The sequence below is a fragment of the [Pantoea] beijingensis genome (genome assembly GCF_022647505.1).
In the GTDB taxonomy this organism is placed as follows: Bacteria; Pseudomonadota; Gammaproteobacteria; order Enterobacterales; family Enterobacteriaceae; genus Erwinia; species Erwinia beijingensis.
The window spans coordinates 1520425-1546131 of record NZ_CP071409.1 but is presented as its reverse complement, the minus strand read 5'-3'; the positions used below and the strand labels follow the sequence as shown (position 1 = coordinate 1546131).

Annotated in this window: 17 protein-coding genes; 4 read left to right on the top strand and 13 right to left on the bottom strand. The window is 43.4% G+C overall.

From position 1 onward, the window contains the following. Positions 1 to 40: 40 nt before the first annotated feature. From wcaJ to J1C60_RS06855, 9 genes are all read right to left on the bottom strand, one after another. Positions 41 to 1435: an undecaprenyl-phosphate glucose phosphotransferase gene (gene wcaJ / locus J1C60_RS06895; protein WP_128178819.1), complete on the bottom strand. Its 1395-nt coding sequence runs from the start codon at positions 1433 to 1435 to the stop codon at positions 41 to 43. Between the two features lie 69 nt (positions 1436 to 1504). After that, a complete protein-coding gene (locus tag J1C60_RS06890; protein WP_128178818.1) occupies positions 1505 to 2584 on the bottom strand; it encodes a glycosyltransferase in 1080 nt (359 codons plus the stop codon). Beyond that, a complete protein-coding gene (locus tag J1C60_RS06885; RefSeq protein ID WP_128178817.1) occupies positions 2562 to 3695 on the bottom strand; it encodes a hypothetical protein in 1134 nt (377 codons plus the stop codon). Before J1C60_RS06885 ends, J1C60_RS06890 begins: the two co-directional genes overlap by 23 nt. After that, positions 3692 to 4789, bottom strand: a complete 1098-nt coding sequence (locus tag J1C60_RS06880; protein ID WP_128178816.1) for a glycosyltransferase — start codon at positions 4787 to 4789, stop codon at positions 3692 to 3694. The genes J1C60_RS06885 and J1C60_RS06880 overlap by 4 nt, the downstream gene beginning before the upstream one ends. 132 nt (positions 4790 to 4921) lie before the next feature. Then, the gene (wzc, locus tag J1C60_RS06875; RefSeq protein ID WP_375139783.1) at positions 4922 to 7081 is read right to left on the bottom strand and encodes a tyrosine-protein kinase Wzc; all 2160 of its coding nucleotides are present in this window, start codon (positions 7079 to 7081) and stop codon (positions 4922 to 4924) included. A gap of 15 nt (positions 7082 to 7096) precedes the next feature. Then, positions 7097 to 7525 carry an arsenate reductase/protein-tyrosine-phosphatase family protein gene (locus J1C60_RS06870; RefSeq protein ID WP_128178814.1) on the bottom strand — a complete coding sequence of 143 codons (429 nt, stop codon included), beginning with the start codon at positions 7523 to 7525 and terminating at the stop codon, positions 7097 to 7099. A 7-nt stretch (positions 7526 to 7532) separates the two neighbouring features. Further along, positions 7533 to 8669: a polysaccharide export protein gene (locus J1C60_RS06865; RefSeq protein WP_128178869.1), complete on the bottom strand. Its 1137-nt coding sequence runs from the start codon at positions 8667 to 8669 to the stop codon at positions 7533 to 7535. 282 nt (positions 8670 to 8951) lie between these two features. Further along, positions 8952 to 11501, bottom strand: a complete 2550-nt coding sequence (locus J1C60_RS06860) for a hypothetical protein (protein WP_128178813.1) — start codon at positions 11499 to 11501, stop codon at positions 8952 to 8954. A gap of 26 nt (positions 11502 to 11527) precedes the next feature. Further along, positions 11528 to 12646, bottom strand: a complete 1119-nt coding sequence (locus J1C60_RS06855; RefSeq protein ID WP_128178812.1) for a glycosyltransferase family 4 protein — start codon at positions 12644 to 12646, stop codon at positions 11528 to 11530. Between the two features lie 1003 nt (positions 12647 to 13649). Between J1C60_RS06855 and J1C60_RS06850 the strand changes: the two genes are divergently transcribed. Continuing rightward, entirely contained in the window at positions 13650 to 15224 is a 1575-nt protein-coding gene (locus J1C60_RS06850; RefSeq protein ID WP_128178811.1) for a TerC family protein, read from the top strand. Positions 15225 to 15323: 99 nt separating this feature from the next. Here J1C60_RS06850 and asmA read toward each other — a convergent pair whose 3' ends face one another. The 3 genes from asmA to udk all read right to left on the bottom strand — a co-directional run bounded on the left by asmA (position 15324) and on the right by udk (position 18535). Next, positions 15324 to 17153 carry an outer membrane assembly protein AsmA gene (gene asmA / locus J1C60_RS06845; RefSeq protein ID WP_128178810.1) on the bottom strand — a complete coding sequence of 610 codons (1830 nt, stop codon included), beginning with the start codon at positions 17151 to 17153 and terminating at the stop codon, positions 15324 to 15326. Positions 17154 to 17179: 26 nt separating this feature from the next. Next, positions 17180 to 17761, bottom strand: coding sequence for a dCTP deaminase (dcd, locus tag J1C60_RS06840; protein ID WP_128178809.1), 582 nt, complete (start codon positions 17759 to 17761; stop codon positions 17180 to 17182). 132 nt (positions 17762 to 17893) lie between these two features. Continuing rightward, a complete protein-coding gene (udk, locus tag J1C60_RS06835; protein ID WP_128178808.1) occupies positions 17894 to 18535 on the bottom strand; it encodes a uridine kinase in 642 nt (213 codons plus the stop codon). 238 nt (positions 18536 to 18773) lie between these two features. Between udk and J1C60_RS06830 the strand changes: the two genes are divergently transcribed. The 3 genes from J1C60_RS06830 (at position 18774) to yegD (ending at position 24440) form a co-directional block, all read left to right on the top strand. Next, entirely contained in the window at positions 18774 to 19439 is a 666-nt protein-coding gene (locus J1C60_RS06830) for a phosphatase PAP2 family protein (RefSeq protein ID WP_128178807.1), read from the top strand. 197 nt (positions 19440 to 19636) lie between these two features. Beyond that, on the top strand, positions 19637 to 22972 hold the full coding sequence (locus J1C60_RS06825; protein WP_128178806.1) for a diguanylate cyclase: 3336 nt from the start codon (positions 19637 to 19639) through the stop codon (positions 22970 to 22972). Positions 22973 to 23087: 115 nt separating this feature from the next. Further along, positions 23088 to 24440 carry a molecular chaperone gene (gene yegD, locus J1C60_RS06820; RefSeq protein WP_128178805.1) on the top strand — a complete coding sequence of 451 codons (1353 nt, stop codon included), beginning with the start codon at positions 23088 to 23090 and terminating at the stop codon, positions 24438 to 24440. On the opposite strand, the gene J1C60_RS06815 is transcribed toward yegD, so the two are convergent. Beyond that, positions 24437 to 25399 carry an aldo/keto reductase gene (locus J1C60_RS06815; protein ID WP_128178804.1) on the bottom strand — a complete coding sequence of 321 codons (963 nt, stop codon included), beginning with the start codon at positions 25397 to 25399 and terminating at the stop codon, positions 24437 to 24439. The genes yegD and J1C60_RS06815 overlap by 4 nt on opposite strands. Between the last annotated feature and the right edge of the window lie 308 nt (positions 25400 to 25707).

The following is a 25707-nucleotide window of genomic DNA, read 5'->3' as shown; positions in this document are numbered from 1 at the left end:
ATTCAGTTGCAACTCTGCCAGTCAATACATGCACATAAATTTAATAGGCCGTATTGCTTATAAAGCCCTTAAATATAGTCATGAAAATAATCTTCAGGTCTAATCCAATACTCCAATCTCGAATATAGGCCAGGTCGAATTCAATACGTTTTTCCATTTTTTCTATCGTATCAGTTTCACCGCGCCATCCATTAATTTGTGCCCAGCCAGTGATACCCGGCTTTACCTTATGTCTTAACATATATCCTTTGATTAAACTGCGATATTGTTCGTTGTGAGCAACAGCATGCGGACGTGGTCCTACAATAGACATATCACCAAAAAGTACATTAAAGAACTGTGGTAATTCATCAAGTGATGTTCTTCGTAGAAAACCACCTATCGATGTCAGCCGTCTGTCTCCTTTAGTTGCCTGTATAACTTTATCTCCATTCTCCATTACGGACATTGAACGGAACTTCCAGACTTTTATCGGTTTGCCATCAATTCCATATCGTAACTGTCGAAAGATTACTGGGCCAGGAGAGGTTATTTTAACCATCAGTGATATAATTATTAGTACAGGAGAAATAAATAGTAGAATAAGAGATGAGATAATAATATCTTCTATTCTCTTCATTAGCATATTAACACCGTTTAAGGGAGTATCCGCAATGGAAAGTACTGGGACACCATTTATATCTTCCGGACGAGACTGCAAGACACTAAATGTAAAAATGTCAGGTATGAGCATAATTGAGCAAGTAGTATCACAAAGGTCATCAATAAGCCTTCTGATCTGCTCCTCTTCCGCCATGGACATAGCAATATAGATACGGTCAATTTGCCCATCTTTAGCATCATCTACGACTTTCCAAATATTATCAATATAGGGCAGAATCTCGCTTTTATTTTCCGATGAATCGCTATAAATACCTATAATCTTAAAGCCTAACCATGGAGCCTTATGCAAACTTTCGGCAAGTTCTCGTCCCACGGGCATGTTACCAACAATAGCAACATTACGGGTATTATGACCACGAATACGTATTAACCCTATAAAATAGCGTATGAGAATACGACAACACGTCAATCCTAGACTAACTAATAAATACCATTCCATCCATATGGTAACATTTGTTTCCATAATATTTATGAAAGAAATTATTCCAGAGGAAATAATAACACTTAAAGTCCAATTTTTAAGAATTAGAACAATTTCCGAACTTAGTTGTACCCCCCTCCAAGAGCGGTAGAAATCAGTAATTCCTCCAATCATTTGAAAAACAACAAGAGCGGCTAAAGCTATAAAAAAATAATTAACATTAAATATATCATTCCTAAACCAGCAAACAATATATAAACCAAAAAACATAATAAAAATATCTGAAAAACGTTGAATCATTGAAATCAATGATGCATTAGCCGAATTATAGCTTCTACTAATACCACTCATAATCAACACCCGCCAAAATAATTTATGGAGAAAATCCAGAATAACATCCGTGTTATCACTAATTCAGTGCTACCGAAGAAATATTTCCTGATACAATTTATTCGTCTTCTCGATCATAGACTCTGACGTGAATTTGTCCCTAAATAATCGGTTACCATTCGCTCCCATAACTTTTAAGTCAATATTCTTAAGTGATAATATTTTCTCTCGTAATTCATCTGCATTACCATTTTCAAATAAAAATCCTGTTTCCCCATCTTTAACGACTTCGGGTAAAGAAGTCGAATCACTAGAGACAATCGGTAATGAATAGCTCATCGCTTCTAAGGGTACCATCGCAAAACCTTCCCATCGGCTGGGAATAATCAGGGCATCTGAATTTATAAAGTGAGACTCCAACTCTGCTGATTTCAACCATCCAGTATAAGTCACATTGTCCAATAGTATTTTTTGCGTTTCTTTCGTAACGCTATCGCCAACGATAGTTAAATGAATTGTAGGGTCATGAATCTGACGCATTGCCTCAATAAGCACATCATAACCCTTCTGAAAATCTAGTCTGCCAACAAAAAGTAAGTTAAGGTTAACTCGTTGATGTTTAGCATGTTCGCTGGCATGAGGAGGAACACCATTATGGATCACGATCAATTTAGTTTCTTTAAGACCGCAATTAATCGCTTTCATACGCTCATAATCACTAACACAAATAATACTGTCGGTTACCAGAGAGAAAAAGCGTTCGATATAAATATAAATTCTTTGTTTAATTGCCGAATTTTCCATTAAAAAAGAAAAGGCATGTGGACAATAAATTACCTTAGGGCGTCTTATAGGCATTAATAAAATAAGTACTAATCTCGCAAAGAAACCTGAAAATGTGCTATGCAAATGTACCACATCCGGTTTTTCCCGTAGCAGGAGAAAGAAGAACTTCACAGTTAGATTAAGCAATGAAAAAATATTACGGCCTGTACGATGAAATGTACTTATATTTTTTTCACTAATTTCATTCAACTCTTCACGTTGACTATCTGGAATAAGACATATCACTTTCTCACATTCAGGAGAGTTAATTTGTGCCGCAATAATTTGTTTCATTACAGTTGCGACCCCTCCTTTAATTGTCTCAGCGCAGTGTAATATCTTCATTTTCATCATCCTGAATATCAGCTCTCTCCCTCAACCATGTTGTGGAAAAAACAGCATAAAAAAATAATGGATAAAATGGTGCAAGGTGGCGAACATAGCTTCCATAATCCGGCTCAAAAACACTTTGAATCGCTGTAAAAGCAACTATTAAGCAAATTACTGCTTTTAGAACAGGATCTCTTCTATATGTAAGTTCTGTTTTTGTCGCCTGCCAAAACTTATAATATAAAAAAATCAAAAAAAACGAAATGACCATATAATATGGGGATAAAGCTAAAATTAACGGGACTGGCAACATTAGAAAAAGCCATGTTAATGAAACATTTATCCAGCCTATAATGAATCCTCCGCCAGGTATAATGCTAGTGATCATTGAGTCAGCGCCCTGCTGGTTTGCATCAAGGCGGACATCATTAACAATGGTTCGGAAGTTATCGACATCTACTCCCATTACTATATTGAATACAATAGCTAAAACAAACAACCCTAAAAAGACCAATAAAAAAATTGTTTGTGGCTTGCTTACAAATCTAAATATAAAATAAAAACCCCAAAATATAGCCAAAATAAGGAACCAATAACTTCTAAAATAAACCGCATAGAAACACGCAAATAATGACCAAACTAGTAGGCCAGGTATCCCTTTTTTAGCAAAAAACATAAATGGTAGTAATATTAGCATCACTATAAAATCTTTACTGAGTAAAGACATATACACAATTGCCAAAAGGATATAATAAAGATAAGTCCCAAACTCAATTAATGATAGCTTACCTGGCATTGCCCGCTTCATTACGATAAAGAAAAAATAAATAATAATTACTGATGCAATAAGTGGAAAAAAGAATGAATCTCGCTCTACACCAAAGAAATTATAAAATGCTGCAGTACTTGCGTAAGAATCTCCGGGCGTAAGTGGAGTTTTACGTAACATAAAATTTTCAATAGTATTAGCATCTAGAAAAAAATAACGAGGCATTACTTTCTCTTTTATAAGTGCTATCAAAGGGAATAATAAAACCACACAGGTCCATAAAAGAAATGACAAATACGCATCGAAAATGAATATTTTGTTTTTTGTTAAAGTTACCTTTATTTTTGTTGGTTTCATAATGGAATCAACTCAAGATCTTTTTGGGCTTCTAGAAAATGATGTCTGAAAATAGATTCTGAATGATTTTCCTTCACATATTCCACTGCACGAGCTCCGAGGTGGGTAGCCAATGCTTTTTCATTTTTTAATCTTTCAATTGCATCTGAAGCCTGATTTATACTATTGACTATTAAACCAGTGCTATTATTTATAATATAATTTTTAAGTTCTCCAACAGGTTTTACTATACAAGGGAGACCCACACTCATTGCCTCCAAAGTAGCTATACTCAACCCTTCAAAATCACTCATTAAAATATACGCATCATAGTGTATAGCGTACTTTATCCAATCCTGGACAAATCCTTCTAATTTAATAATTTCGCATAGTTCTAACTCATTTACTTTCTGCTCTAGAAATGTACGTTGTTCACCATCTCCAAAAATACTGAGCGTTATATTCATTCCCCTAGAGTGTAATAATTTAATTACTTCGATTAACTCTGCATAATTTTTTTGTGGTGCTAATCTACCAACCGCCATTAACTTAATAGAACTACCGATTCTATAATCACTTTTTTTATAGTTTTTTTCTGGCATATAAAAGAGAGGAAGTAGTTTCTCATTAACACCTTTATTCCTTGCAATTAATGCTTTTTCTGTAGCATTCGAATCACACCAAAATATATCAGTGATAAAATCAGTATACTTCATTAAATACCATACTTTTTTATTTTGAAACTCCGTGTTATGTTCAAATGTAATTAACTTAAATTTAGAAAAAAACTTTGCAAGTCTTGCGACCAGTACTGATTGAGACAGTGAAGATATTATTATCTCGGGTTTTTTTTCACGAACTATCTTAATGAAATTGATGGTGTATTGTAAAAGATAGTTGTTACTAACGGGCTTGTCTGAGAGATAAGTTATACATCCAGGCACTTTTCTCTCAATCCGTTTTTCTAAATCGCTTTCGCACCGACTTAAACATATAATTTCCAAGTCTACATTTTTGAATAGCCCATAGTCTATTAGCATTTCTAATCCCATTTCGGCACCGCCGGGGGATAATCCGTTAATGATATAAATTATTTTCCTTCCGGCATTACTCATGCTTTAAACCGCCTCATTTTTACAAGTGGTTGTATTCTTGCCTTACATTAAAATATTTTGCGTAAGCTAGCAGTCTATGCAAAATATTCTAAATGCCCGGGATATATACTTATCTTCCGGGCATTTATCATGTTATTTCTCAGATTTATACTCATACTCATAGTAGCCATAGCTACTGTAGTAATTTGCAGCTTTTTTAAATACTGAGTTTAGTATTACTCCTTTGATATCAATACCATTTTGCTCAAAACGTGTAATACTTAATTCAACTTCTTTCAACGTGTTCACTCCATAGCGCGCAACCATCAGCGATGTCCCGACATGGCGACCAATAATTGCAGCATCAGTAACCGCCAATATCGGTGGTGTATCAATAATCACTAAATCATAGTGTCGTGATGCCCATTCTAACAATTCCGTATATCTCGATGTCATCAATAATTCTGATGGGTTAGGAGGGACCTGCCCACGTGTCACTACGTCGAAATTCTCTATTTCTGTCTTTTGAACACTTTGTTCAATTTCGGCTTGGTTTGAAAGAACTTCAGCAAGACCAATTTTATTATCTAATCCAAGCAGTTGATGAACGTAACCTTTTCTTAAGTCAGCATCAATAAATAATACTTTCTTATCCGTTTGAGCAACTAATACTGAAAGGTTAGTACTCACGAATGTCTTACCAATAGAGGGGCTCGCACCTGATATCATCAGTATATTGTTTTTCGCCTCTAACATAGCAAAATGCAAACTTGTACGTAGACTTCTCAGAGCCTCAACAGCCAAATCTGTTGGATTACTTTGCGTGAGTAATTCATTTGCTCGACGTTTACGATGCTTGCTAACCGCCAGATCGGCACGGTCTTTCTTCTGTTGCCATTCGGAGAGGGGGACACTGGCATATACATTAACTCCAGCCTCTTCCAACTCAGCTGGATTCTCTATACCGCGATGCATAATAGTTCTGATTATAACTACTAAGATTGATACAATTAAGCCTAAGAGCACGGACGCAAGGATAATAATTATTTTTTGAGGCTGAACAATACCAGGCAGGGTTACTGCTGAATCAACAATACGAACATTACCTACCGTACTAGCTTTAGATATGTTCAGTTCTTGCTGCTTGTTTAATAATTGCATGTAAACCTGCTGCCCAGACTCCACATCGCGAGTCAAACGTACAATTTCTTGTTGGGTCCTGGGTAAGTTACTAATCCTTTTATTTAGCTTTTCCTTTTCATCTTCCAGTGTTTGCCTTTTTTCTATTAATGTACGATATGCTGGGTGCTCTTTCGTATATAATTTAGAAATCTCGGCTTCTCGGAATGTTAACTGATTTAGCTGAGTCTCGATACTTACCATTGTATCAAGCATCGATTTTGCTTCTAAGGACAGATCAACAGAATCATTTTCCTGCCGGAATATATTTAGTTTACTTTCTGCTGCGTCGAGTTCCCCTCTCACCTTAGGAACTTGTACTTTGAGAAATTCGAGGCTTTTTTCGGCTTCAGCAGATTTACGCTCGACATTTTGCAATAAATAATTCTGCGTTACACCATCCAGCGTCTTACGAATATCATCTGGATCAGGACCAGTATATGTAACATTTAAAACCCCAGTATCCTTACCAGAATCTTCAATTAACAAATTCTTTTTGATCCGATTTATGACCTGCAAAGACGGATATTTTACTAGAGTAAAATCCGTTCCTGGTTCTGCTTTCACTCCACTTATTAATAAAGACACATCGCCATTTTTAGCTAACTTTCCCACTTCACCTACTAATATTTCATTGCCATCGTTTAGTAGTTTAAAATGATTTTTCGTATCCATTTCAAGTGTAAGTGGTATATTGAGCAGAGAATTAGGTAGGTTAAATCGAGAAATTGCTAACTCACCTGGTTTTTCTCCTGTTAAACGTGCCCATCCTTTGCCAAATAATGGAAAATAGTTCTGCCCGATGCTGATATCTAAATGTAGATCTTCTACTGTTTTTCCTAATACCATCCGTGACTGTAAAAGCTCAATCTCGGCTGCCGATTGTGGCTTATCAGGTAGTAGGCTATCAAGGTTGTTAACTAGCTGACTTCCAATACTTGATTCAACCTGGACTAATGCATTCGCTTGATATATTGGTGTGGCGAATATGGAATATAGCACACCAGCAATGGTGAAAAATGACGTTATCGCGATGATCAACCATTTATAGTCAATGATGGATCCCAACAGACGACCAAGATCCACCTCATTGTGAGCATCAGATGATGTGTTAACTCTTTTTTTATTCAAAATTAAGGCCCTTGCTCGCTAACTTAGTTTATTTGCCCATTGCTGAGCTGCTGCATCCAGCAAACCATAGACAGCCTGGAAAGAATCCAGGCTTTTTTTATACGGGTCTGGGATCTCTCGTCCAGTCCAATGGCCGAATAACATGACCTTCCCTCTAATTTCAGGTGAGTAATCGCAGACCGCCGTAATATGTTTTTTCTCCATCACTAGTATCAAGTCATATTCGTGACAAATCGCTTTCGTTAACTGCCTTGCACAATGCCCGTTAAGCGAAAGAAGATTTTTATCAGCGATATGTTTAGCGCTTGCATCAGCTTCTCTACCGACTAATGCACCAATACCTGCCGAATCAACTTTTTTTGCCGGAAGATACTTTCGAAGCAAGCGCTCACCAGTAGGTGAACGGCAAATATTACCTACGCAAACCACCAGGATTGAATTAAACATACTTTTATCACCAGTTATGAATGTCACGGACTGTGTCAGTGGCATAGCGCACGCTGTTTATAGTCGGCAATAACTGGTTGATGACTCGGTTCCAACGAACAATCGGCATCGCAGTAACATAGACAATGTCGTAAGGTTGAAGTTGGAATTCTGTTCCCAGTACCATCGCCGTAGCATCTTGCGCATTAAGCTGGTAAATGTTGGCAATTTTCCCTTTACTCTGCTCTCCTCTTGTCGGACGAATAACAAATATTCCAGTAGCATTTGAAACCGTCTGATCCATTCCCTCCGCGTTACTTAACGCTTCGGTAAGCGTCATACCGCTACGATCCATTTTTAAGGTTGTTTGGCGTGTGACTTCTCCCATGACAAAAACTTTAAGATCATCATTTCGTGGTACAAAGAGAATATCACCCGGATAGAGTAAATGGTTCTGGCTCAGGTCACCATTTTGCATCAATGCTTGTAATGAAATACGACGTTCTGAACCATTATGTGTGAGAATAACATTACGCCAATCTGCATTTGTGCCTAATCCTCCAGCAGCATTTATGGCATCCAATATCGTTAATGGAACATTCGTAATGGCTTGTTGACCAGATCTCCCAACCTCACCAGAGATGTAGGCTTTCTGGGAACGAAAAGCGGCAATGTTTACATCAACCTGTGGACTTTCGATGTAGGCAGCTAAGCGACGCGAGATATCATTTCTAATCTCACTGACAGTACGACCAGCAACGGCAACCTTTCCAATGTAAGGATAGAAAATTGATCCATCTGATTGCACCCAGTTTCCGGTGTCACTTGCGCTACGATATTGGCCTGCTGGTGTAGTAAGTTCAGGATGATCCCATACAGTTACACTTAGCACATCGCCAACACCTATACGATATTCATATGACTTAAGTTCTTCATCCAAAGCCGCATTTGGCCGAGCATAATTTGGTTTCGGGCGGAGTTGCTCTATCAAGGATGGTGTCATTGGGAAAACATTGACCATGCGATTCAAATCATAATCGGCATCCTGCTGTTTAATGACGTTTTTACCACTTGTCGATAAGTTTGCTCCTGGCACTATGGTACATCCACTGACCATCGTGATCGACACCAACAATGGCATCAGCTTCAATTTTGATTTCATCATCATTTAATTATCATCGCTATGTAAAATTTTTTTTAATCCACTCCAGTACACTACCGCAAGTATGTTTTATTTCGGCGAATAATGCATCTAAGGAGAATCTCAAAAATAACTTAGATAGCATTTACTTGCCTACTTGCATGCGCACTGTTAAAAAACACTCATCCTACGATTTGAGTTAATACCTCATATCACGTAACAACGAATTAAGCTTCTTTAAGTAGATACTATTGAGAGAAAAGTGAGACAACAACTCAATATAATACCCAGAGCATGAATAGGATATTACTCTCCAATCGCACCAAATTCTTTCCAGCCATTATTTGTCATAACTAACCCTTCCCTCCCTCCAGGATGAGGGTTTAGATATGTGATGCGTTGCCCTGTAGAAGGAGAGTAATTCTCCCATAAGTTTTGCTTACTATTTGGTTCTGGTATTTCACTTTCTCCTCCCAATAACCCACCTTTAAATACATTCATTTGAGAGATTACCGGCCCTTTCAGCGTTTTTGAAATCCAAAGTAATGTGCCATCACCATCACTATTATTATTTTCCATGTGGGGCATAATTAGTGTGCCTGCAACTGCAAGGGAAATACCATATTTATCATCGTTTATACGATTGCCCTGTAACTTTGGTGATATGCAGGAATCATCGAACGAAAGTACACCATGAGTTTTTGGCTTTCCGTTATCGATCAAATAAAATTGATTATTTCCTATCATCACATCAATCGCACTAATAAAAATAGACTTTGGTTCTTGATTACTGTTTAAAGTAAAATAGTTATTATTCAATTGACTTCCGTTACCGTGTAATGAAATAACCCCACTGGTATATGTTCTTGGTATTATAAATCGATTTCCACATATCAGTGCTTTAGATTTAAACTGTAATTTTATTGGACCATTAAAATAATTATCATTAAATGTTATGCCATGCCAAATTTTATTGCCTGGTAAGAATATAAAGTTGAGAGAAAACTTGCTTTTATTATCAAATGTATTACTACTAAAAATAGATGTTTCATTAGATGATAGGATGGAATCTTGCGGCTCTGCGCCGTCTTCTATAACAAAAGTATTCCCCGACACTTCAAGACCGTAAAAGTCACTTTCACTTACAGAATTAAATAAACTGGCTTTCCCGTAGACATTTACATAGTTGTATAAAAACTTCAAATTGAGTCTACTAGTTGTAAAGGCAGGATAATTACGGGTTCGTACATAGTTATGACTAATATCCAAACTCTGATTGAAAGTGGATTTAGATGTAAATGTCATACCTCCTAAATGTGACCTTTTTTGCTCAAGACCACCTTGTGGACACTTGATATTATCGCAACCTAACATATCGGTAAAGTTACGCTGTACGACACCTCGCACACCACTACACGTTATAGGCAAATAGCAATTTAATACTTTATTATTTACTATTGAAATATCAACAGCTGCCTCACCTTTTATGCCAATAACATAACCGTATATAATACAGTTAGTAATTTCCACACCGCGCGAAACCCTGTCTAATTCTTTCCCTTTAACATTTAACCAGTCAATCATTGGCGGTGCTAAATCAACCCTATCAGTTCGACTTACACTAAATTCACACCAGAAACCAATGTAACCACATAGTGTATCTTTTAATTCCTGCTTATTATCTGGAGATCGATAATTAACCGTATATTTACGTGTATTCCAAGCCGAGCAGTTGGTAATTTTTCCACCGTAACAGGCCCAATAAAAAATCGCTCCTCCACTATTATCTCTATCCATCCTACCTGTACGATCAATAATTTGATTTGCAGATACATTTAAGAAAGAAAGATTCTCTGATAATGGATTAAACGACTTTTTGCAGTAAATCCCACTTCCATAAATATTTGCAAACCTCAAATTTCTAAAAACAGGATTCCGACAATAAATAGCGTAAATAGCTATTGCCCCAATAGAGTGAGGCGTAGGATGGCATTCATCTAAAGTTGCCAGGTCTGTTCCTCCACCATTTCTCTGCCGGGTGTAATCAATAGTCAGATTTTCTATAATGGGAGAATCAATAAATTCATCTGTCCCCCTTCCTTTTATTAATATTAAAGTTGGTTCACTCACCCAGTTTTTATCAATTTTTCTCTCGGGTGGATCAATATTATCAAAAGTGAATACTGTCTCATACCCCTGACCACGAATGGTGAATTTCTTTATTCCAGGAAAGTATTCAATTCTTTTTCGTAATAATCCGAAATTTATTTCGCCTTTGGGGAAAGTTAGGATACCACCATTGTGAGTAATATAATCAATTGCAGTTGAGATATTCTCAGCTCTGGCAATTCCATCACCTGTTACACCAAACCATTGAGCATCTATTTCTCCTGAAATATCACGAACCCAGCACCATTTATCATTAACACGAAAAATGGTACCGCCGTCTTCCTTTAATTCATTGTTGCAAACAGAATACAGAGTCCCCCCTCCTGCAGGATAGGCCAAACCTCCCCATCCTTGCCGGTGCCATGACGCAAGTGAAATGCGTTGCCCTGGTAAGTCAGGCACGATTTTTTTCAGCTCATCAACACTAAGTGCCTGCCCGATAAACTTAAGCCCGTCCTGCTGCCGAAGTCCATTTACCGAGGTGGAAGAAAATCCTTCGCTGATTTTGTCCTTTGCATGCAGCGGTTCTGTATTGCTTATTTTCGCTGGCTCTCGCTCTGCAGCTGCAGCCTTGTTAAATACGAAAGGCAAAGCAGGGAGCGCCCACAGCGACTTCTTCAACGCGCTGCGTCGTGCAGCGCCATCTACTTTAGCAATATTTGCCCATTTAAGTCGTGGTAATTTCAAAACTATCCCCCTGGAAAATTGGATAACTAGATGTTACCGCCCTCTAAAAGATACGATCTAAAATATTCTTTTAATTTTTCATTATGCCTGTGGGATATAAATTTTTCAGTATGACGGTTAGATAAATCCCATGAAGCAGCTACTGCTTCCGGATTATCCTGCAGCCACTTTACTTTTTCTTTCCATGCAACAACCGTATCGCTATCAACTACAAAATCATCGGTTACCGTCTCGGGAATACCACCATGATTTGAAACAAGCACAGGTATACCACTGCGAATTCCTTCAACAGCAACACGCCCGAATGGTTCATCCCACAGAGATGGAGCAATCAAAACATCGAATGATTGAAATAATTTTTTTGGTTCGCTTCCCCAGCCCTGATACATAATATTACTTATGCCATACTTCCGGTCCTCTTTAGAAAAATATACGAAATCAATTTCTTTAAATTCTTTAGCTAATCCTATAAAAATATCCTCACCCTTTATTTTCTTTGGATTTATCATTCCAATTCGTAATTTTCTATTTTTGGGTAAAGGACGGTACTCGGCATCTGGAAAATCAACAGGGGGATACAATACCATTATTTTATTTTCATCAACTTCGAAATATCTTGAAATCTCCCCTCGCATAAATTTGCTATTAGTGATAACTCTATCTGCATTGGTGTAACATTTTTTTACTCGCTCACCAACAATAAAGCTCAGAATTTTCTTGCGGACTTTCTCTTTGAAGTTTTCCCCATTCACTTCATAATCCAGGAAATCTTCAAAAGCACGTGTGAGTATGATACTTCTGCGAGGTGCGGCACTGTTAACAAAGCTGGCTGTGCCATTCGTGCTGATAAAAATACTGTGAGTATCATATGCCGCTCTGCTGTGAATTTGCTTCCTTAGCCAAATTTTCTTTTTTACCTTTTTACTTAATGAATCCCCTTCGAGCCCTGGGGAAGTAATAACTTTTACCCTGTTATTTTCGTTATGAATTAACTCAGGGGAAACGATAGGAGAGATCACTTCAACATTACCAATCCCCGCTAGTTCTTTGATTAAAGAAAAATTAGAGATGGTGCCTCCAGTTGAACGTTTGTCTTGCGGGGAAAAAAATGTTGGCAAACATACAACAAAGTTACTATTCGACATCTTTATTTTCACCTTAGCGAATTAGTTCATTGCGAAACTTTATCTTTTTCTGGTTAGCTATGTACTAAGCATACATCAGGCGTATTACTTTAAATACATCTCTGGTTATTTTAAAAATAACAGTGTATTAGATTAGCTGTTAAATTAATTAAATTGGCTTCGCAATTGATATTGATGTCAATATTTTTGCTATAAATCTCAAGAATTTTTTTGCAGAGGAAATATATTATTTAATGTCTTGATAGCAATTTTAGTGAGCCACTAATATTTTGCCATACTTAATTAGTGTGTTATTTATAATCTATCAACAAATATTTTTAACATCAACCTTCTGATTTGAGAACATTTTTTCAAATCTATGAGATTATTTCTAATGTAGACCTTAACTTTTCCGACTGATGAACAGACACGCTACCGCCCCTGGCTTCCAGCTACCAATGCTGTTTATACCTCTGTCTTTCCTGCATCTGCAGCTGGAAATTGTGAACTTAAAAAGTCTTTATTTCCGCAAATGAAAGCTGAGGAAACATCACTCTCGGCAATCAATGTTGGTTGTCTTAGGTACGTTATCTGTTATCGGTCTCAAAACCTATCATCAGATTTTTATACTATTATGTGCTTGTTACAAGGGTGGGGGACTAAATCAAGTTCATTTTCAGAATAAGACTAAGTTAATGAAATTTTTAACGTTTAAAAACAATGAGTTACATAAGTCACACGGATATAGGTTTTCCGGAAAATTCCTTATTGATTATATTATTCGAAGTGATTCTACAAGCTTCACGAGGTTAATATCTCAATGCCATAATTGATACTGTTTGATATTTCCACTATTTTTTGATTTAATTTCGATTGTTATTTGTTTTGACGCTGAATTATTTCTGTTTTTCCACCTCACGGCTTTACTTATTTTCGGATTTATCTCACGTATTGTTGAATTATTCTTTCAGCTTTTCACCATCAAATGTAATGCCGTAATTCTCACTAAGGTAAATAACATCATATGGAATGGATCGCCGATCCTTCAATTTGGGCTGGTTTAGTCACGTTAGTGGTACTGGAACTGGTTCTGGGCATCGATAACCTCGTCTTTATTGCCATACTGGCTGAGAAGCTCCCTCCAGCACAGCGTGATAAGGCGCGCGTAACAGGTTTACTGTTGGCACTTGTTATGCGTCTGCTGCTGCTCGCGTCAATCTCGTGGTTGGCATCACTAACACACCCCCTTTTCACTCTGGCAGGACATGCCTTTAGTGCACGCGACCTGATTATGCTGACGGGAGGAACGTTCCTGTTATTTAAAGCAACAATGGAGCTTAACGACAGGCTGGAAGGGGGAGATGATGATGATACGACGCAAAAACGTACCGCTAAGTTCTGGCCGGTCGTCGCGCAGATCGTCGTACTGGATGCGGTGTTCTCGCTGGATTCAGTTATTACCGCGGTAGGAATGGTAGAGCACCTGCCAGTGATGATGGCAGCGGTTATTATTGCGATTTTCCTGATGCTGTTAGCCAGTAAGCCGTTGACTCGCTTCGTTAATGGCCATCCTACTATCGTTATTCTTTGTCTTAGCTTCCTGCTGATGATTGGTTTTAGCTTGGTCGCTGACGGTTTTGGTTTCCATATCCCTAAAGGTTATCTGTACGCCGCTATTGGTTTTTCAGTGGTTATTGAGGGCCTGAATCAACTTGCGCAATTTAATCGCCGCCGCTTTCTCTCCGCCAGACTTCCACTACGCAAGCGTACCGCTGAGGCCGTTTTGCGGCTGCTACGCGGCCACCATGAGCATGCCGAGTTGGATGCCGAGACGTCCTCATTGGTGGCGGATAACGAGAATCAGGCGATTTTTAATAAGCAGGAGCGCCTGATGATTGCGCGGGTGCTTGGCATGGGTCAGCGCAGCGTGAGCAGCATAATGACCTCCCGCCATGATATTGAAAATATCGATTTGAGCGATACGCCAGCAGACATTATGGCGCAGTTGGATCGAAATCAGCATACACGCATCATCCTTACTGAAGGTAGCGACGACCCTATTGGTGTCGTTCACGTCATTGATCTGCTGCATCAGTCATTGCATGAAAATTCACTGGATTTACGCAAATTGCTCAGACAACCACTTGTTTTCCCGGAACAACTCACGTTACTTCAGGCACTGGAGCAATTTCGCTCTGCTCGTACCCATTTCGCGTTCGTCGTGGATGAGTTCGGCTCTCTGGAAGGCGTTGTGACTTTGAGTGACGTAATGGAAACGATTGCCGGTAATTTGCCCAACGAAGGAGAAGAGTTGGATGCTCGCCATGACATCATGCAAAGCGCTGATGGCAGCTGGATAGCCAATGGGCATATGCCACTTGACGATTTAGTGATGTATCTTGAACTCCCTCTGGATGAAAAGAGGGAGTATCACACCATCGCGGGTCTGCTAATGGAGTACCTACAGCATATTCCCCGGCAAGGTGAAGAGGTCACCGTCGGAAGCTATTTATTTCGTACCCTTGACGTTGATAACCACCGGGTGCAGAAAGTGCAGATCATTCCTCTTTCAGCACCTGAACCAGATTACGAAGTATGAATGGCCCAGGCACCACACCTGCTAGCCGAAAAGTAGATGAAGCAGCCAGCAGCGTCATGTCCATAGGCGAGATCGGCGCTGACAGATACGCCCTGGCGATCACTTTTTCACATCATCTGCTTTTCGTTTGTCCTGTTTATGCTCCACCCACTGGTTAAGCCGTGCTTTTGCCTCATCCTGAATACGCTTACGTAAAATTTGATCCACTTGCAGTGAGTATCTCAAGCCATCCCAGGGACCATAAAGACGTAAGGGGATGGCGGTTTCCGTTAGCGTTTGTATTAACGCGCTATTCCCCTGCCATCCATCAATCACTTTAATATTAAAGGTGATATCACATTGTTTATTATCCAGATCGACACTGCCCTGCCCTGCAAGATCGAGCAGGGAGGAGCGCCCCTGTAAATTAACCAATGCCATAGATCCATTATTGAGCTGTATCTGTCCCTTCAGATGCTGAACTTCGGTGTAACTTGCTTCGCTTTGCGTTCCCCGCACCTGGCTGTTACTGCGTTCAACCGCCTGCTGAATCATCTGCTGGAAATTCAGTCCAGCCAACCGCGCATTTTCCATATTCAACTCAGCGCTTCCCAGCCAGTGGCGCTTAAAATCATGCACGTTCAGGCCATTTCCGTGCATATCTCCCGTGAGGGAAAGCGTACCACTGACGGTTTCCGGAATCTCAAACGCTTTAAGCAGAGGCGATAGTTCAATGTTATTCAGGACCGGTTTAATCGCCACTTTTGTTTGTGCAGAACGAATATTGATTGAACCCGGAATGGAAAAATCGCCGCTCCCCGACTGTCCTTTAAACGTAGTGACATTCATCAAACCACGATCGTTATCGGCGGTAAGCTGCACATTGTTGAGATTCATCCCACGCCATAGCAAGTCATCCACCCGGAGCATCAGCGTCGCGCGAAGTGTATTAAGGGGGGAGTTTGCGTTGCTATTTTCCGTCAATTGGGCAATCACAGGGCCGCGTCCTGACCGCTGCGCCTGAACAGCCTGACCATCCTGCTGTTCAGCACCTGAAGCCATACCCAGAAGCGCATCGAGGTCCAGTTTGGGTGAGTGCAAATCAACACTAATGTCCGGCATATCACCTAACGTACCGGAAACTGTGCCCTGAAGTTGGCTTTCATTCGTACTAAGCACAATCTCTTTAAGCGAAAAACGCCGGGCATCATTTTGCCATTCCGCCATTAGTGTGGCGTTTCCCTTCAATCCCTGCGCGGGCAAATCCGCGCCGTTTAACTCATAACTCAGCGCATCAATTTTTCCGGATAAGCGATGCGGATATTCAGCAACATCCATGTCACCTTTCAGCGCCAGTTGCAGCTCGCGCTGGTCGCGATTGACCCGGGTGCTCAGTTCGATATTCGCCTGTTTATGCTCATTTTGGGCCATTTCGAGGTTGATATCACGGAAGTTGATCTGCTCACCGCCAGCCTGCTGCCAAATCAACAGGCTATCGGCCACTCTCAAATTAGCAATATCAAACTTCCAGCCGGATACGGCTTCAGGAACGGTAGAATCAGCAGGCCCCACGGGCGCATCTTGCGGACGTTGAGCCTCACTATCCGGCGTGACGCGGATTACCGCGTTTTTCAACATGACTTGCTTAACGCTGAGCTGATGGGAGAAAAGGGGAAGAAGTTTAACATCCAGCCGCATATTATCGGCCTTCACCATCGGCTGCTGCGCACCTGGCGCCGTGATGGACATTCGCCCAGCAAGAATGCTGAGCTGAGGCCATACATGCCAGCGTAAATTGCCTTCCAGCGCCAGTTTATAACCACTGCGCTGCTCAACCTTCTGAACCATATAAGATCGGAAGTCGTTAGGGTTCACCAGCAGAACCAGCGCAGTCATTCCCGCGACGATGACAACCAGCAAAATGACCAGCGTGGTAATCACTCTTCTCATCCGTTTCTAACCCTTAGCCTCGGCTTTTAATCTTTATCAATACGGCTGGCAACAGCGCCCTGCTGATCTTTATATTTCGCATCCTGACGGCGATTATAAGGGCGGGCAGCTGGCCCCGAAAGCGGCTCAAAACTCAGCGCGCCGATCAACATTCCTGGACGAAGCGCAAGCGGCAACTTACCTGAATTATAGAACTCCAGAACAATCCGGCCTTGCCAGCCAGGATCGATACGATGTGCCGTCACATGAACCATCAGGCCAAGCCGCGCCAGTGAAGAGCGGCCATCCAACCAGCCGACTAAATCATCCGGGATCGTCACCGATTCAAAAGTCACCGCCAGCGCCAACTCTCCCGGGTGCAAAAAGAAAGCTTCGCCTTCTGGCAACACAATCTCATCACTCATCACCCGTTCGAGCGCTTCACTGACTTCATTTTTCGGCCCGCTTAAATCAATAAAAGCGGCAGTATGACCACGGAAGGTACGAAACTTATTCCCCAGGCGCACATCGACAGTGGCGCCGTTAATCCGCTCAACTGGCGGGCGCGGCGTAATCCCGAGCTTACCACTGTCAAGCCAGGCCTCGATATCGCGGTCACATAATCTCATTGACGTTTACTCCATTAACCTGAGAAGGGTTACACTGCCACAGCGGCGGGGTAAACTCCATGTTAACCCGTAAACTTCCGCGGGTTGCATCCCACGCTGTGGCATATCACACAATAAATCCCCCGTAAGGGCCTACTCGAAAAACTGATTGATTTTCGCTTTCAGAATGTCGATCGCTATACGGTTTTTTCCGCCGCGAGGAACAATAATGTCTGCGTACTGTTTGGAAGGTTCAATAAATTGCAGGAACATTGGACGAACGGTTTTCTGATATTGCGCCATAACCGAATCCATCGAGCGTCCGCGTTCGTTAACATCACGCTTCATACGGCGCATCAGGCAAATATCCAGCGGCGTATCAACAAAAATTGAAAAGTTCATCTCCTGACGCAAGCGCGCATCGGTCAGTAACAAGATCCCTTCAAGGATAATCACCTTTTTTGGCTTCAGGTGGACAGTCTCTTTAGTCCGTGTATGCTCTACATAGCTATAAACGGGTAATTCAATATCCTGGCCTGACTTCAGCATCTGCAGATGCTGTAACAACAAATTATGGTCCATCGCGCTGGGATGGTCATAGTTAGTTTTTACCCGCTCTTCCATGGTCAGGTGGCTTTGGTCTTTGTAGTAGCAATCTTCCGGGATAACACCGATATGTTCATCGCCAACCTGATCGCGCACCTCACGATAAAGGGTACTGGAGATTAAACTTTTTCCCGACGCTGAAGCGCCTGCGATGCCTACGATGACGCATTGATGAGACTTGTCAGTCATATAATTAAAGACCTGATAACTATGTGACGAATCCAACTGGCAAAACCGCTCTGCGTCGCCAATGTGATCGGTCAGGGAATGAGAGGGTTGTTTCGCTCGCAATTATAGGGAGTTCGCTGATTTGATGCCAGAAAAAGCAGCGCGTTGCTTTTAGGATTTTCCCCTTTGGTACAAATCCATTTCGTCGGTAAACTACTATTTTTGTGATCGGTGCCTCAAATAATCACCAAGGAACTGTATGTCCTGGAGAACGTTAACTTATTTCGGCGACAGCATGTTGCTGATCCCTACCGCATGCATTATTGCGCTTTTTATGGCGTGGAAAAGTGAAGACCGCCGTACCGTGTGGTACTGGATACTCGCTTTTTGCATGGCAGGGAGTATCGTCAGCATATCAAAGATCGCTTTTATGGGTTTTGGTATCGGTAACGTACGTTTTAATTTTACCGGCTTTAGCGGTCACAGTGCCATGTCTGCCACCTTTTGGCCGGTGATATTTTGGCTTTTTACCTCGCGCTTTACGCCATTCTGGCGTGTCGCGGCTATCGGCATTGGCTATCTGCTCCCTTTACTGGTCGGCGTTTCACGACTGGAGCTTAACGCTCATTCCACCAGCGAAGTGCTGACAGGGTTACTCATCGGCTTCACTCTGAGTACGCTTTTTCTCCTTTCACAGCGTTACGCTAAGATACGGCATTTCACCTTGCCGCAGTTGAGTGCCATATTACTGCTGCCGCTGCTCATCATGGGGCACGGACGTATTGCCACTACGCAAAGTTTTCTGGAACATCTCTCAATGCGCATCGCCGGGCTGGATAAACCCTGGACGCGTGCCGATCTATTAAAGCTACACTCCCCCGGCCCAAAAACAATGGTTTCAACGCCCGCTCTCGCCTCCCCATAGCAAGCGGAAAAGAGCAAACCTGCCCATCTTCTCTCTGCTGCAATCGCCGATGCCGTGCCCTGAATTATTTAGTCTATAATGTCACGAACATCGCAGTTTTTTTATTTGCACCGGGCAGCATTCGGCGGATGTGCTAGCATGCAAAGGTAATATTGAGTGCGCCGATTCGGCCTTCAGGCGCAGAGCTGGATTCGTTAATGACCATAGATATACCCTCTTCTTCACGTAACGGCTTACCGCACTGGAGGAATGCCGTTACGCTTGGCATATTAAGCTTATTATTAGCGCTTTTCTGTCTTGAGCTTATTCTTGTCAGTGGGCAAATTTCCCCTTTGTGGTTATCAACGGCACTGATGACCATTGTGGTTTTTAGGCACCCTGTCCGCGACCTTTTCCTTTTATTACCAGGCTGCTTTGTGGGTATTATCCTCGCCCATACTATTTTGCTTGGCCCCTCCATCGCTCATCTCCACTTTGCACTGATTAACCTGGCGCAGTCGCTGCTGGGTGGCTATCTGCTACGTTTGCTGCTCAATCGTCATGCCCCGCTTGAGTCACTGTTTAGCTGGAGCAAAATGGTGCTTGCGGTCGGCGTAGTGACGCCAATATTAGGTGGTTTGCTGGCCACATGGCTATTGGAGGATGCGCGGCCCCACCCAGTGCATTTTTTTACTACCTGGGTGATTTCTGAAGTCATTGGGATGCTGGCACTCGGTCCGGTCTGCCTGCTATGGCATAACCATTTTTTACGCCGCTCTCTCAACAGACAATCCGTGTATGAAAGCATTATCACACTGCTCAGCACACTGCTACTCTGTTATCTCGTACTGCGTTTTCTGCCGTGGCCTTTTACCTTTGTTATTCTCATCCTGCTCTGGAGCGCCGTCCGTCTACCGCGGCTTGACGCCTTTCTGGTATTCCTGCTCAATATCGCAATGATGTCTTTGATGATGGCATCACACCAGCTTGATCATCTGATCACCCATATCGCGTTTTTTGCCAGCACCCCCTGGCTTCCTCTGCTGCTCACACTGATCCCCAGCCATGTTATGACGCTGGTTATGCACTCTTTGCGTGAAGAGAAAAAACACATCAGTGAAAGCGGGGATCGCTTCCGTAATGCCATGGAGTATTCAGCCATCGGTATGGCACTGGTTTCTCCTAATGGCGTCTGGATGCAGGTGAATCAATCCCTGTGTCATCTACTGGGTTACCATCAAGATGAGTTGAAGCGGCTCACTTTTCAGCAAATAACGCACCCGGATGATTTAAATGCGGATCTTCAACAGCTGGCTTCACTACTTAGCGGTGAAATTCAAAGCTACACCATGGAAAAACGTTACTTTCGCAAAGATGGCCAGGTTGTCTGGGCACTATTAGCCGTTTCGTTGGTGCGGGATGCCGAAGCTCAACCCTTGTACTTCATTGCACAAATTGAAGATGTCACCGAACTCAAGCACACCAACGAAGAGAACCGTCGACTAATGGAGCGCATCACGCTGGCAAATGAAGCCGGCGGCATCGGCGTATGGGAATGGACGATGGCAAGCAATGAGATGAGCTGGAACCGGCAGATGTTTGAAATTTACCAGCTATCTCCAGAGGAAAAACCCACGTACCTTTTCTGGCTGCAGCGGGTGGTAAAAGAGGACCGGACGCTAGCCGAGCTGGCAGTGAAACGTGCCCTCAACACCTGTGAGCCACTGGATATGGAATTTCGGATACAAAATGGCAGTGACATACGCTATATACGTTTACGGGCTAACCCTATTCTAAATAAAGAGGGGCGTCTTGAGCGTATGCTGGGCATCAACCAGGACATCACCGAATTACGGGCACTCAACGAGGCGCTCTTCCGTGAAAAAGAGCGCATGCTCATTACGCTTGATGCCATCGGAGAAGCGGTCATCAGTACCGATAAAAAGATGCTGGTCACCTTCATGAATCCCGTTGCGGAAAGAATGACCGGCTGGACACAGGAGAATGCGGCCGGAAAACCACTGGCAGCACTGCTACGCATGACGCGAGGCCGCCACGGCCCGGAAATAAAGGCTGAGCAGCATTTCGCGCTGCCGGCCAGCACTTCACCTTCAGATACCGATCACGATCTGGTTCTGCATAATAGCGCGGGTGAAAAATTTGAAATTCATTACAGCATTACGCCATTGAAAACGCTGGAAGGAGAAACAATTGGCAGCGTAATCGTCATGCAGGATGTGAGTGAATCACGGGAGATTTTAAAACAGCTCAGCTACAGCGCCTCACATGACATGCTAACGCTACTGCCAAACCGAACCAGTTTTGAACATCAGCTAAAACGTTTGCTGGCTTCCGCCAGCGATAACCAGCAACACACGCTGACGTTTATCGACCTTGATCGTTTTAAAGCAATAAATGACAGCGCAGGCCATGCAGCGGGCGATGCATTACTGCGTGAGCTGGCACATTTAATGACGTCACATTTACGCAGCAGCGATATGCTGGCACGTTTGGGCGGCGATGAGTTTGGCTTGCTGATCGCAGACAGCACCACTCAACAAACCAGGGAAATTGTCCAGCGCATGGTCGATGCGATTAACGATTATCGCTTTCAATGGGGTGACAGTCTCTATCGCATCGGTGCCAGCGCAGGAATTACGCAAATCAATCAAACTAATTGTGTGAGCAGTGATGTGCTGTCACAGGCCGACCTCGCATGTTATAACGCCAAACATAACGGACGAGGTCAGGTCTCTATCTTTGAACCTCGTTTACAGCGACCTCTCCGGCAGGTTAATAACCGGGAAGAAAATGCGATCCTAATCGAAACGCATACCCTACGTCTGATGGCGTGGGCTGTCGCGCCGCCAAACAGTACACAATCAGCACGCTTTTGGCTGACGGAGATTCAGTTGATATCGGCAGAGGGCGATATCATAGAAGAAACCGATCTGCGCCATAGCCTGCAGGATGCAGCGCTATTCCTGGCGCTGGATCGTAAAATAATAGCCGCCTTTTTTGCCCGTTATGCGTCAGAGGCGACGCAAAAAGCCATCACGCTGGCGTTACCGCTTTCCCACTACGGATTGCAAAATGATGCGATAGTCACGGAAATTATCAGCCATCTTGAGCAAAACCAAACGCCCGCAACCCAGCTCTATTTTCTGCTTGATGCTGAAATGCTGCCGACAGAGCATCTCGTTCAGCAGAAAAACATTGCTCGCCTGCGAGCACTCGGCTGTCGATTTGTCCTGCGCAATTTTTGCAACAATCTTAACGCGCTAAATTTGCTACGCGCCGATCACATCGACTTCCTGATGTTTAATGCCAATCTCATCGCCAATGTGCATTTCAATTTGATGGATGAGATGATGGTTTCGATCATTCATGGTCATGCCCATCGGCTCAATATTGCAACGATCGCGGGCCCGTTAACGCTCCCCGCCTCGCTGGCGACATTTACAACGCTGGGAATTGATATGGCATGGGGTGAAGCGGTAGCCGTAAGAGAGCCACTCAAGGCACTGCTGATGAACCGATCCGATACCAACTAATCCGTTATGCGCTAATCTGCGGATTCATTGATCACGATCAACCTCACCTTATGCGTTGCCATGTGCTTCCGGCTGCGCTAAAGTCGCCCCCTTTTTCGACATCAGGAGGGGAAACATGTTTATCGGTTTCGATTATGGTACGGCTAACTGCTCGGTCGCGGTGATGGAAAATGGCTTGCCGCGCCTGCTACCGCTGGAAAATGGCTCACCCTACTTGCCTTCAATGCTGTGTGCACCCTCGCGGGAAGCCATCAGCGAATGGCTGTTCCGCCATCACCAGGTCGCCACGCCTGATGTCGAAAATCAGGCGTTACTGCGTCGCGCTATCTCATTTAATCGCGAGGAAGATATCGAGGTTAACGTTAATAGCGTGCAGTTTGGCCTGGCGTCACTGGCACTGTATATGGACGATCCGGAAGACGTCTGGTTTGTCAAATCCCCGAAATCTTTCCTTGGTGCCAGCGGCCTCAAACCGCAACAAATCGCGCTATTCGAAGATCTGGTTTGCGCCATGATGCTGCATATCCGCAAAACTGCGGAAACTCAGCTCGCTGAAACCATCGATCGGGCAGTGATTGGCCGGCCGGTAAACTTTCAGGGGCTGGGCGGCGATGATGCTAACCGACAAGCTCAGGGCATTTTGGCACGCGCGGCGAAACGTGCAGGCTTTGACGAGGTAATATTTCAATTCGAACCTGTCGCCGCCGGACTCGATTTCGAAGCAACCTTGCAAAAAGAGACCCGCGTGCTGGTCGTCGATATCGGCGGCGGAACCACCGACTGCAGTATGCTATTGATGGGCCCAGAATGGGGGGCGAAATCAGAGCGTAGTGAAAGCCTGTTGGGGCACAGTGGCTGCCGCGTTGGTGGAAACGATCTTGATATTATGCTGGCATTTAAAGAGCTGATGCCACATCTGGGACTCGGTGGACAAACGCATAAAGGCATCGCGCTACCGGCGCTACCGTGGTGGAATGCGGTTGCTATCAATGACGTTCCGGCACAAAGTGATTTCTACTCCGCCGCCAGCCGTAAACAGATTTTGGATCTGATCCGCGATGCCGAGGAGTCGGATAAGGTAAAGCGCCTGCTGAGCGTATGGCAGCAGCGCTTAAGTTATCGGCTGGTACGCGCAGCCGAAGAGAGCAAGATTGCCCTGTCGGACAAGCAGCAGATTAAAACCGCTCTTGATTTCATTTCGCCATCACTGAGCACCAACATTGACCAGCAGGCGCTACGGGCAGCAATTGAACAGCCACTGGAGCGGATTCAGGAACAGGTCAGGCTAGCCTTAGCCACCAGCGGCACCCGACCAGATGTTATCTACCTTACCGGTGGCAGCGCACGTTCACCTCTGCTGCGTAATGCGCTGCAACAACAGCTACCTGATATCCCACTGGCAAGCGGCGATGATTTTGGTTCAGTCACCGCCGGGCTTGCACGCTGGGCGCAGGTCAATTTTCGTTAGTAGTTGCTGGCATCCGCCAGCAACGCGATCTCTTCATCACGCAATTTCAGCCGTGCCGCATGACTGAGTTCATCAAGCTGCTGCAACGATGTGGCGCTGACTATCGGTGACGTAATGCTCGGCCGCGCAATCTGCCAGGCCAGTGCTACCTGCGTTGGTGTAGCACGCTGGGCCGCGGCAACCTCGTCCAGCGCCTTGAGGATCTTAAAGCCCCGCGTATTAAGATACTTTTTAACGACGTCATCGCCGCGCTGACTTTTACGCGCATCTTCCGGGCTGCGATATTTACCGCTCAGGAACCCGCTGGCGAGGGAAAAATAGTTAATCACCCCAATCCCATGCTCTTCTGCAACGTTCTCCAGACCGCTCTCATACTGCTGACGATCGTAGAGATTATATTCCGGCTGCAACGTTTCATAACGCGTCAAGCCAAGTTGCTTGCTGGTCTCCAGTGCCTCAGACAGGCGTTCTGCGCTGTAATTAGATGCACCAATCGCACGCACTTTGCCCTCTTTCACCAACGCATCAAATGCTGTCAGCGTTTCGGCAAGCGGCGTATCCTCATCATCGCGGTGGGCCTGATAAAGATCGATATAATCAGTTTGTAAACGCCGCAGCGAGTCTTCTACCGCCTGACGAATATAGCGAGGTGACAGACCTGATTTATTCGGTCCCATTTCAATACCGACTTTGGTAGCCAGGATAACCCGATCACGTTGGCCGCTTTTTTTCAGCCAGTTACCAATAATGGTTTCTGATTCTCCGCCTTGATTTCCGGGCACCCAACGCGCATAAAAATCGGCGGTGTCGATAAAATAAAGCCCCTTTTCCACCAGCGAATCCAGCAGTGAAAATGAGGTAGCCTGATCGATCGTCCAGCCAAAAACATTACCACCAAAGGTCAGTACCGGAACCTGAATAGCAGTACGTCCAAGCTGACGTTGTTCTAATTGACTCATCGAGATACTCCAGTGACTGAATAAAATTAGCGCACCTGTCTCGTAACACGCCGGGTTACCGAGCGGCATCTCCAGCTATCGGGAACGAAACCCGCCAGCAGGATAACCTGCGCTACCAAGAATGTGACAGGAATCTCAGCGTAGCAAATCTCACGTCACTCTCCTTGACAAATTCCAGCTAAAGATTTGCAGGATGTAAATCACGACGCTATTCGGGTAATCTTGCGCTGCCAGCAACGTTATCCTTAATTCCTTCATTTTTTTACCGCGTTAACTGGCTAAACTAATGATCCTGACCCGTTCCTACC

What these genes read in the sequence shown, in the direction of transcription:
- wcaJ (WP_128178819.1), bottom strand. Translation starts at nt 1,435, where the DNA reads ATGAGTGGTATTAGTAGAAGCTATAATTCGGCTAATGCATCATTGATT.
- J1C60_RS06890 (WP_128178818.1), bottom strand. Translation starts at nt 2,584, where the DNA reads ATGAAGATATTACACTGCGCTGAGACAATTAAAGGAGGGGTCGCAACT.
- J1C60_RS06885 (WP_128178817.1), bottom strand. Translation starts at nt 3,695, where the DNA reads ATGAAACCAACAAAAATAAAGGTAACTTTAACAAAAAACAAAATATTC.
- J1C60_RS06880 (WP_128178816.1), bottom strand. Translation starts at nt 4,789, where the DNA reads ATGAGTAATGCCGGAAGGAAAATAATTTATATCATTAACGGATTATCC.
- J1C60_RS06870 (WP_128178814.1), bottom strand. Translation starts at nt 7,525, where the DNA reads ATGTTTAATTCAATCCTGGTGGTTTGCGTAGGTAATATTTGCCGTTCA.
- J1C60_RS06865 (WP_128178869.1), bottom strand. Translation starts at nt 8,669, where the DNA reads ATGATGAAATCAAAATTGAAGCTGATGCCATTGTTGGTGTCGATCACG.
- J1C60_RS06855 (WP_128178812.1), bottom strand. Translation starts at nt 12,646, where the DNA reads ATGTCGAATAGTAACTTTGTTGTATGTTTGCCAACATTTTTTTCCCCG.
- J1C60_RS06850 (WP_128178811.1), top strand. Translation starts at nt 13,650, where the DNA reads ATGGAATGGATCGCCGATCCTTCAATTTGGGCTGGTTTAGTCACGTTA.
- asmA (WP_128178810.1), bottom strand. Translation starts at nt 17,153, where the DNA reads ATGAGAAGAGTGATTACCACGCTGGTCATTTTGCTGGTTGTCATCGTC.
- dcd (WP_128178809.1), bottom strand. Translation starts at nt 17,761, where the DNA reads ATGAGATTATGTGACCGCGATATCGAGGCCTGGCTTGACAGTGGTAAG.
- udk (WP_128178808.1), bottom strand. Translation starts at nt 18,535, where the DNA reads ATGACTGACAAGTCTCATCAATGCGTCATCGTAGGCATCGCAGGCGCT.
- J1C60_RS06830 (WP_128178807.1), top strand. Translation starts at nt 18,774, where the DNA reads ATGTCCTGGAGAACGTTAACTTATTTCGGCGACAGCATGTTGCTGATC.
- J1C60_RS06825 (WP_128178806.1), top strand. Translation starts at nt 19,637, where the DNA reads ATGACCATAGATATACCCTCTTCTTCACGTAACGGCTTACCGCACTGG.
- yegD (WP_128178805.1), top strand. Translation starts at nt 23,088, where the DNA reads ATGTTTATCGGTTTCGATTATGGTACGGCTAACTGCTCGGTCGCGGTG.
- J1C60_RS06815 (WP_128178804.1), bottom strand. Translation starts at nt 25,399, where the DNA reads ATGAGTCAATTAGAACAACGTCAGCTTGGACGTACTGCTATTCAGGTT.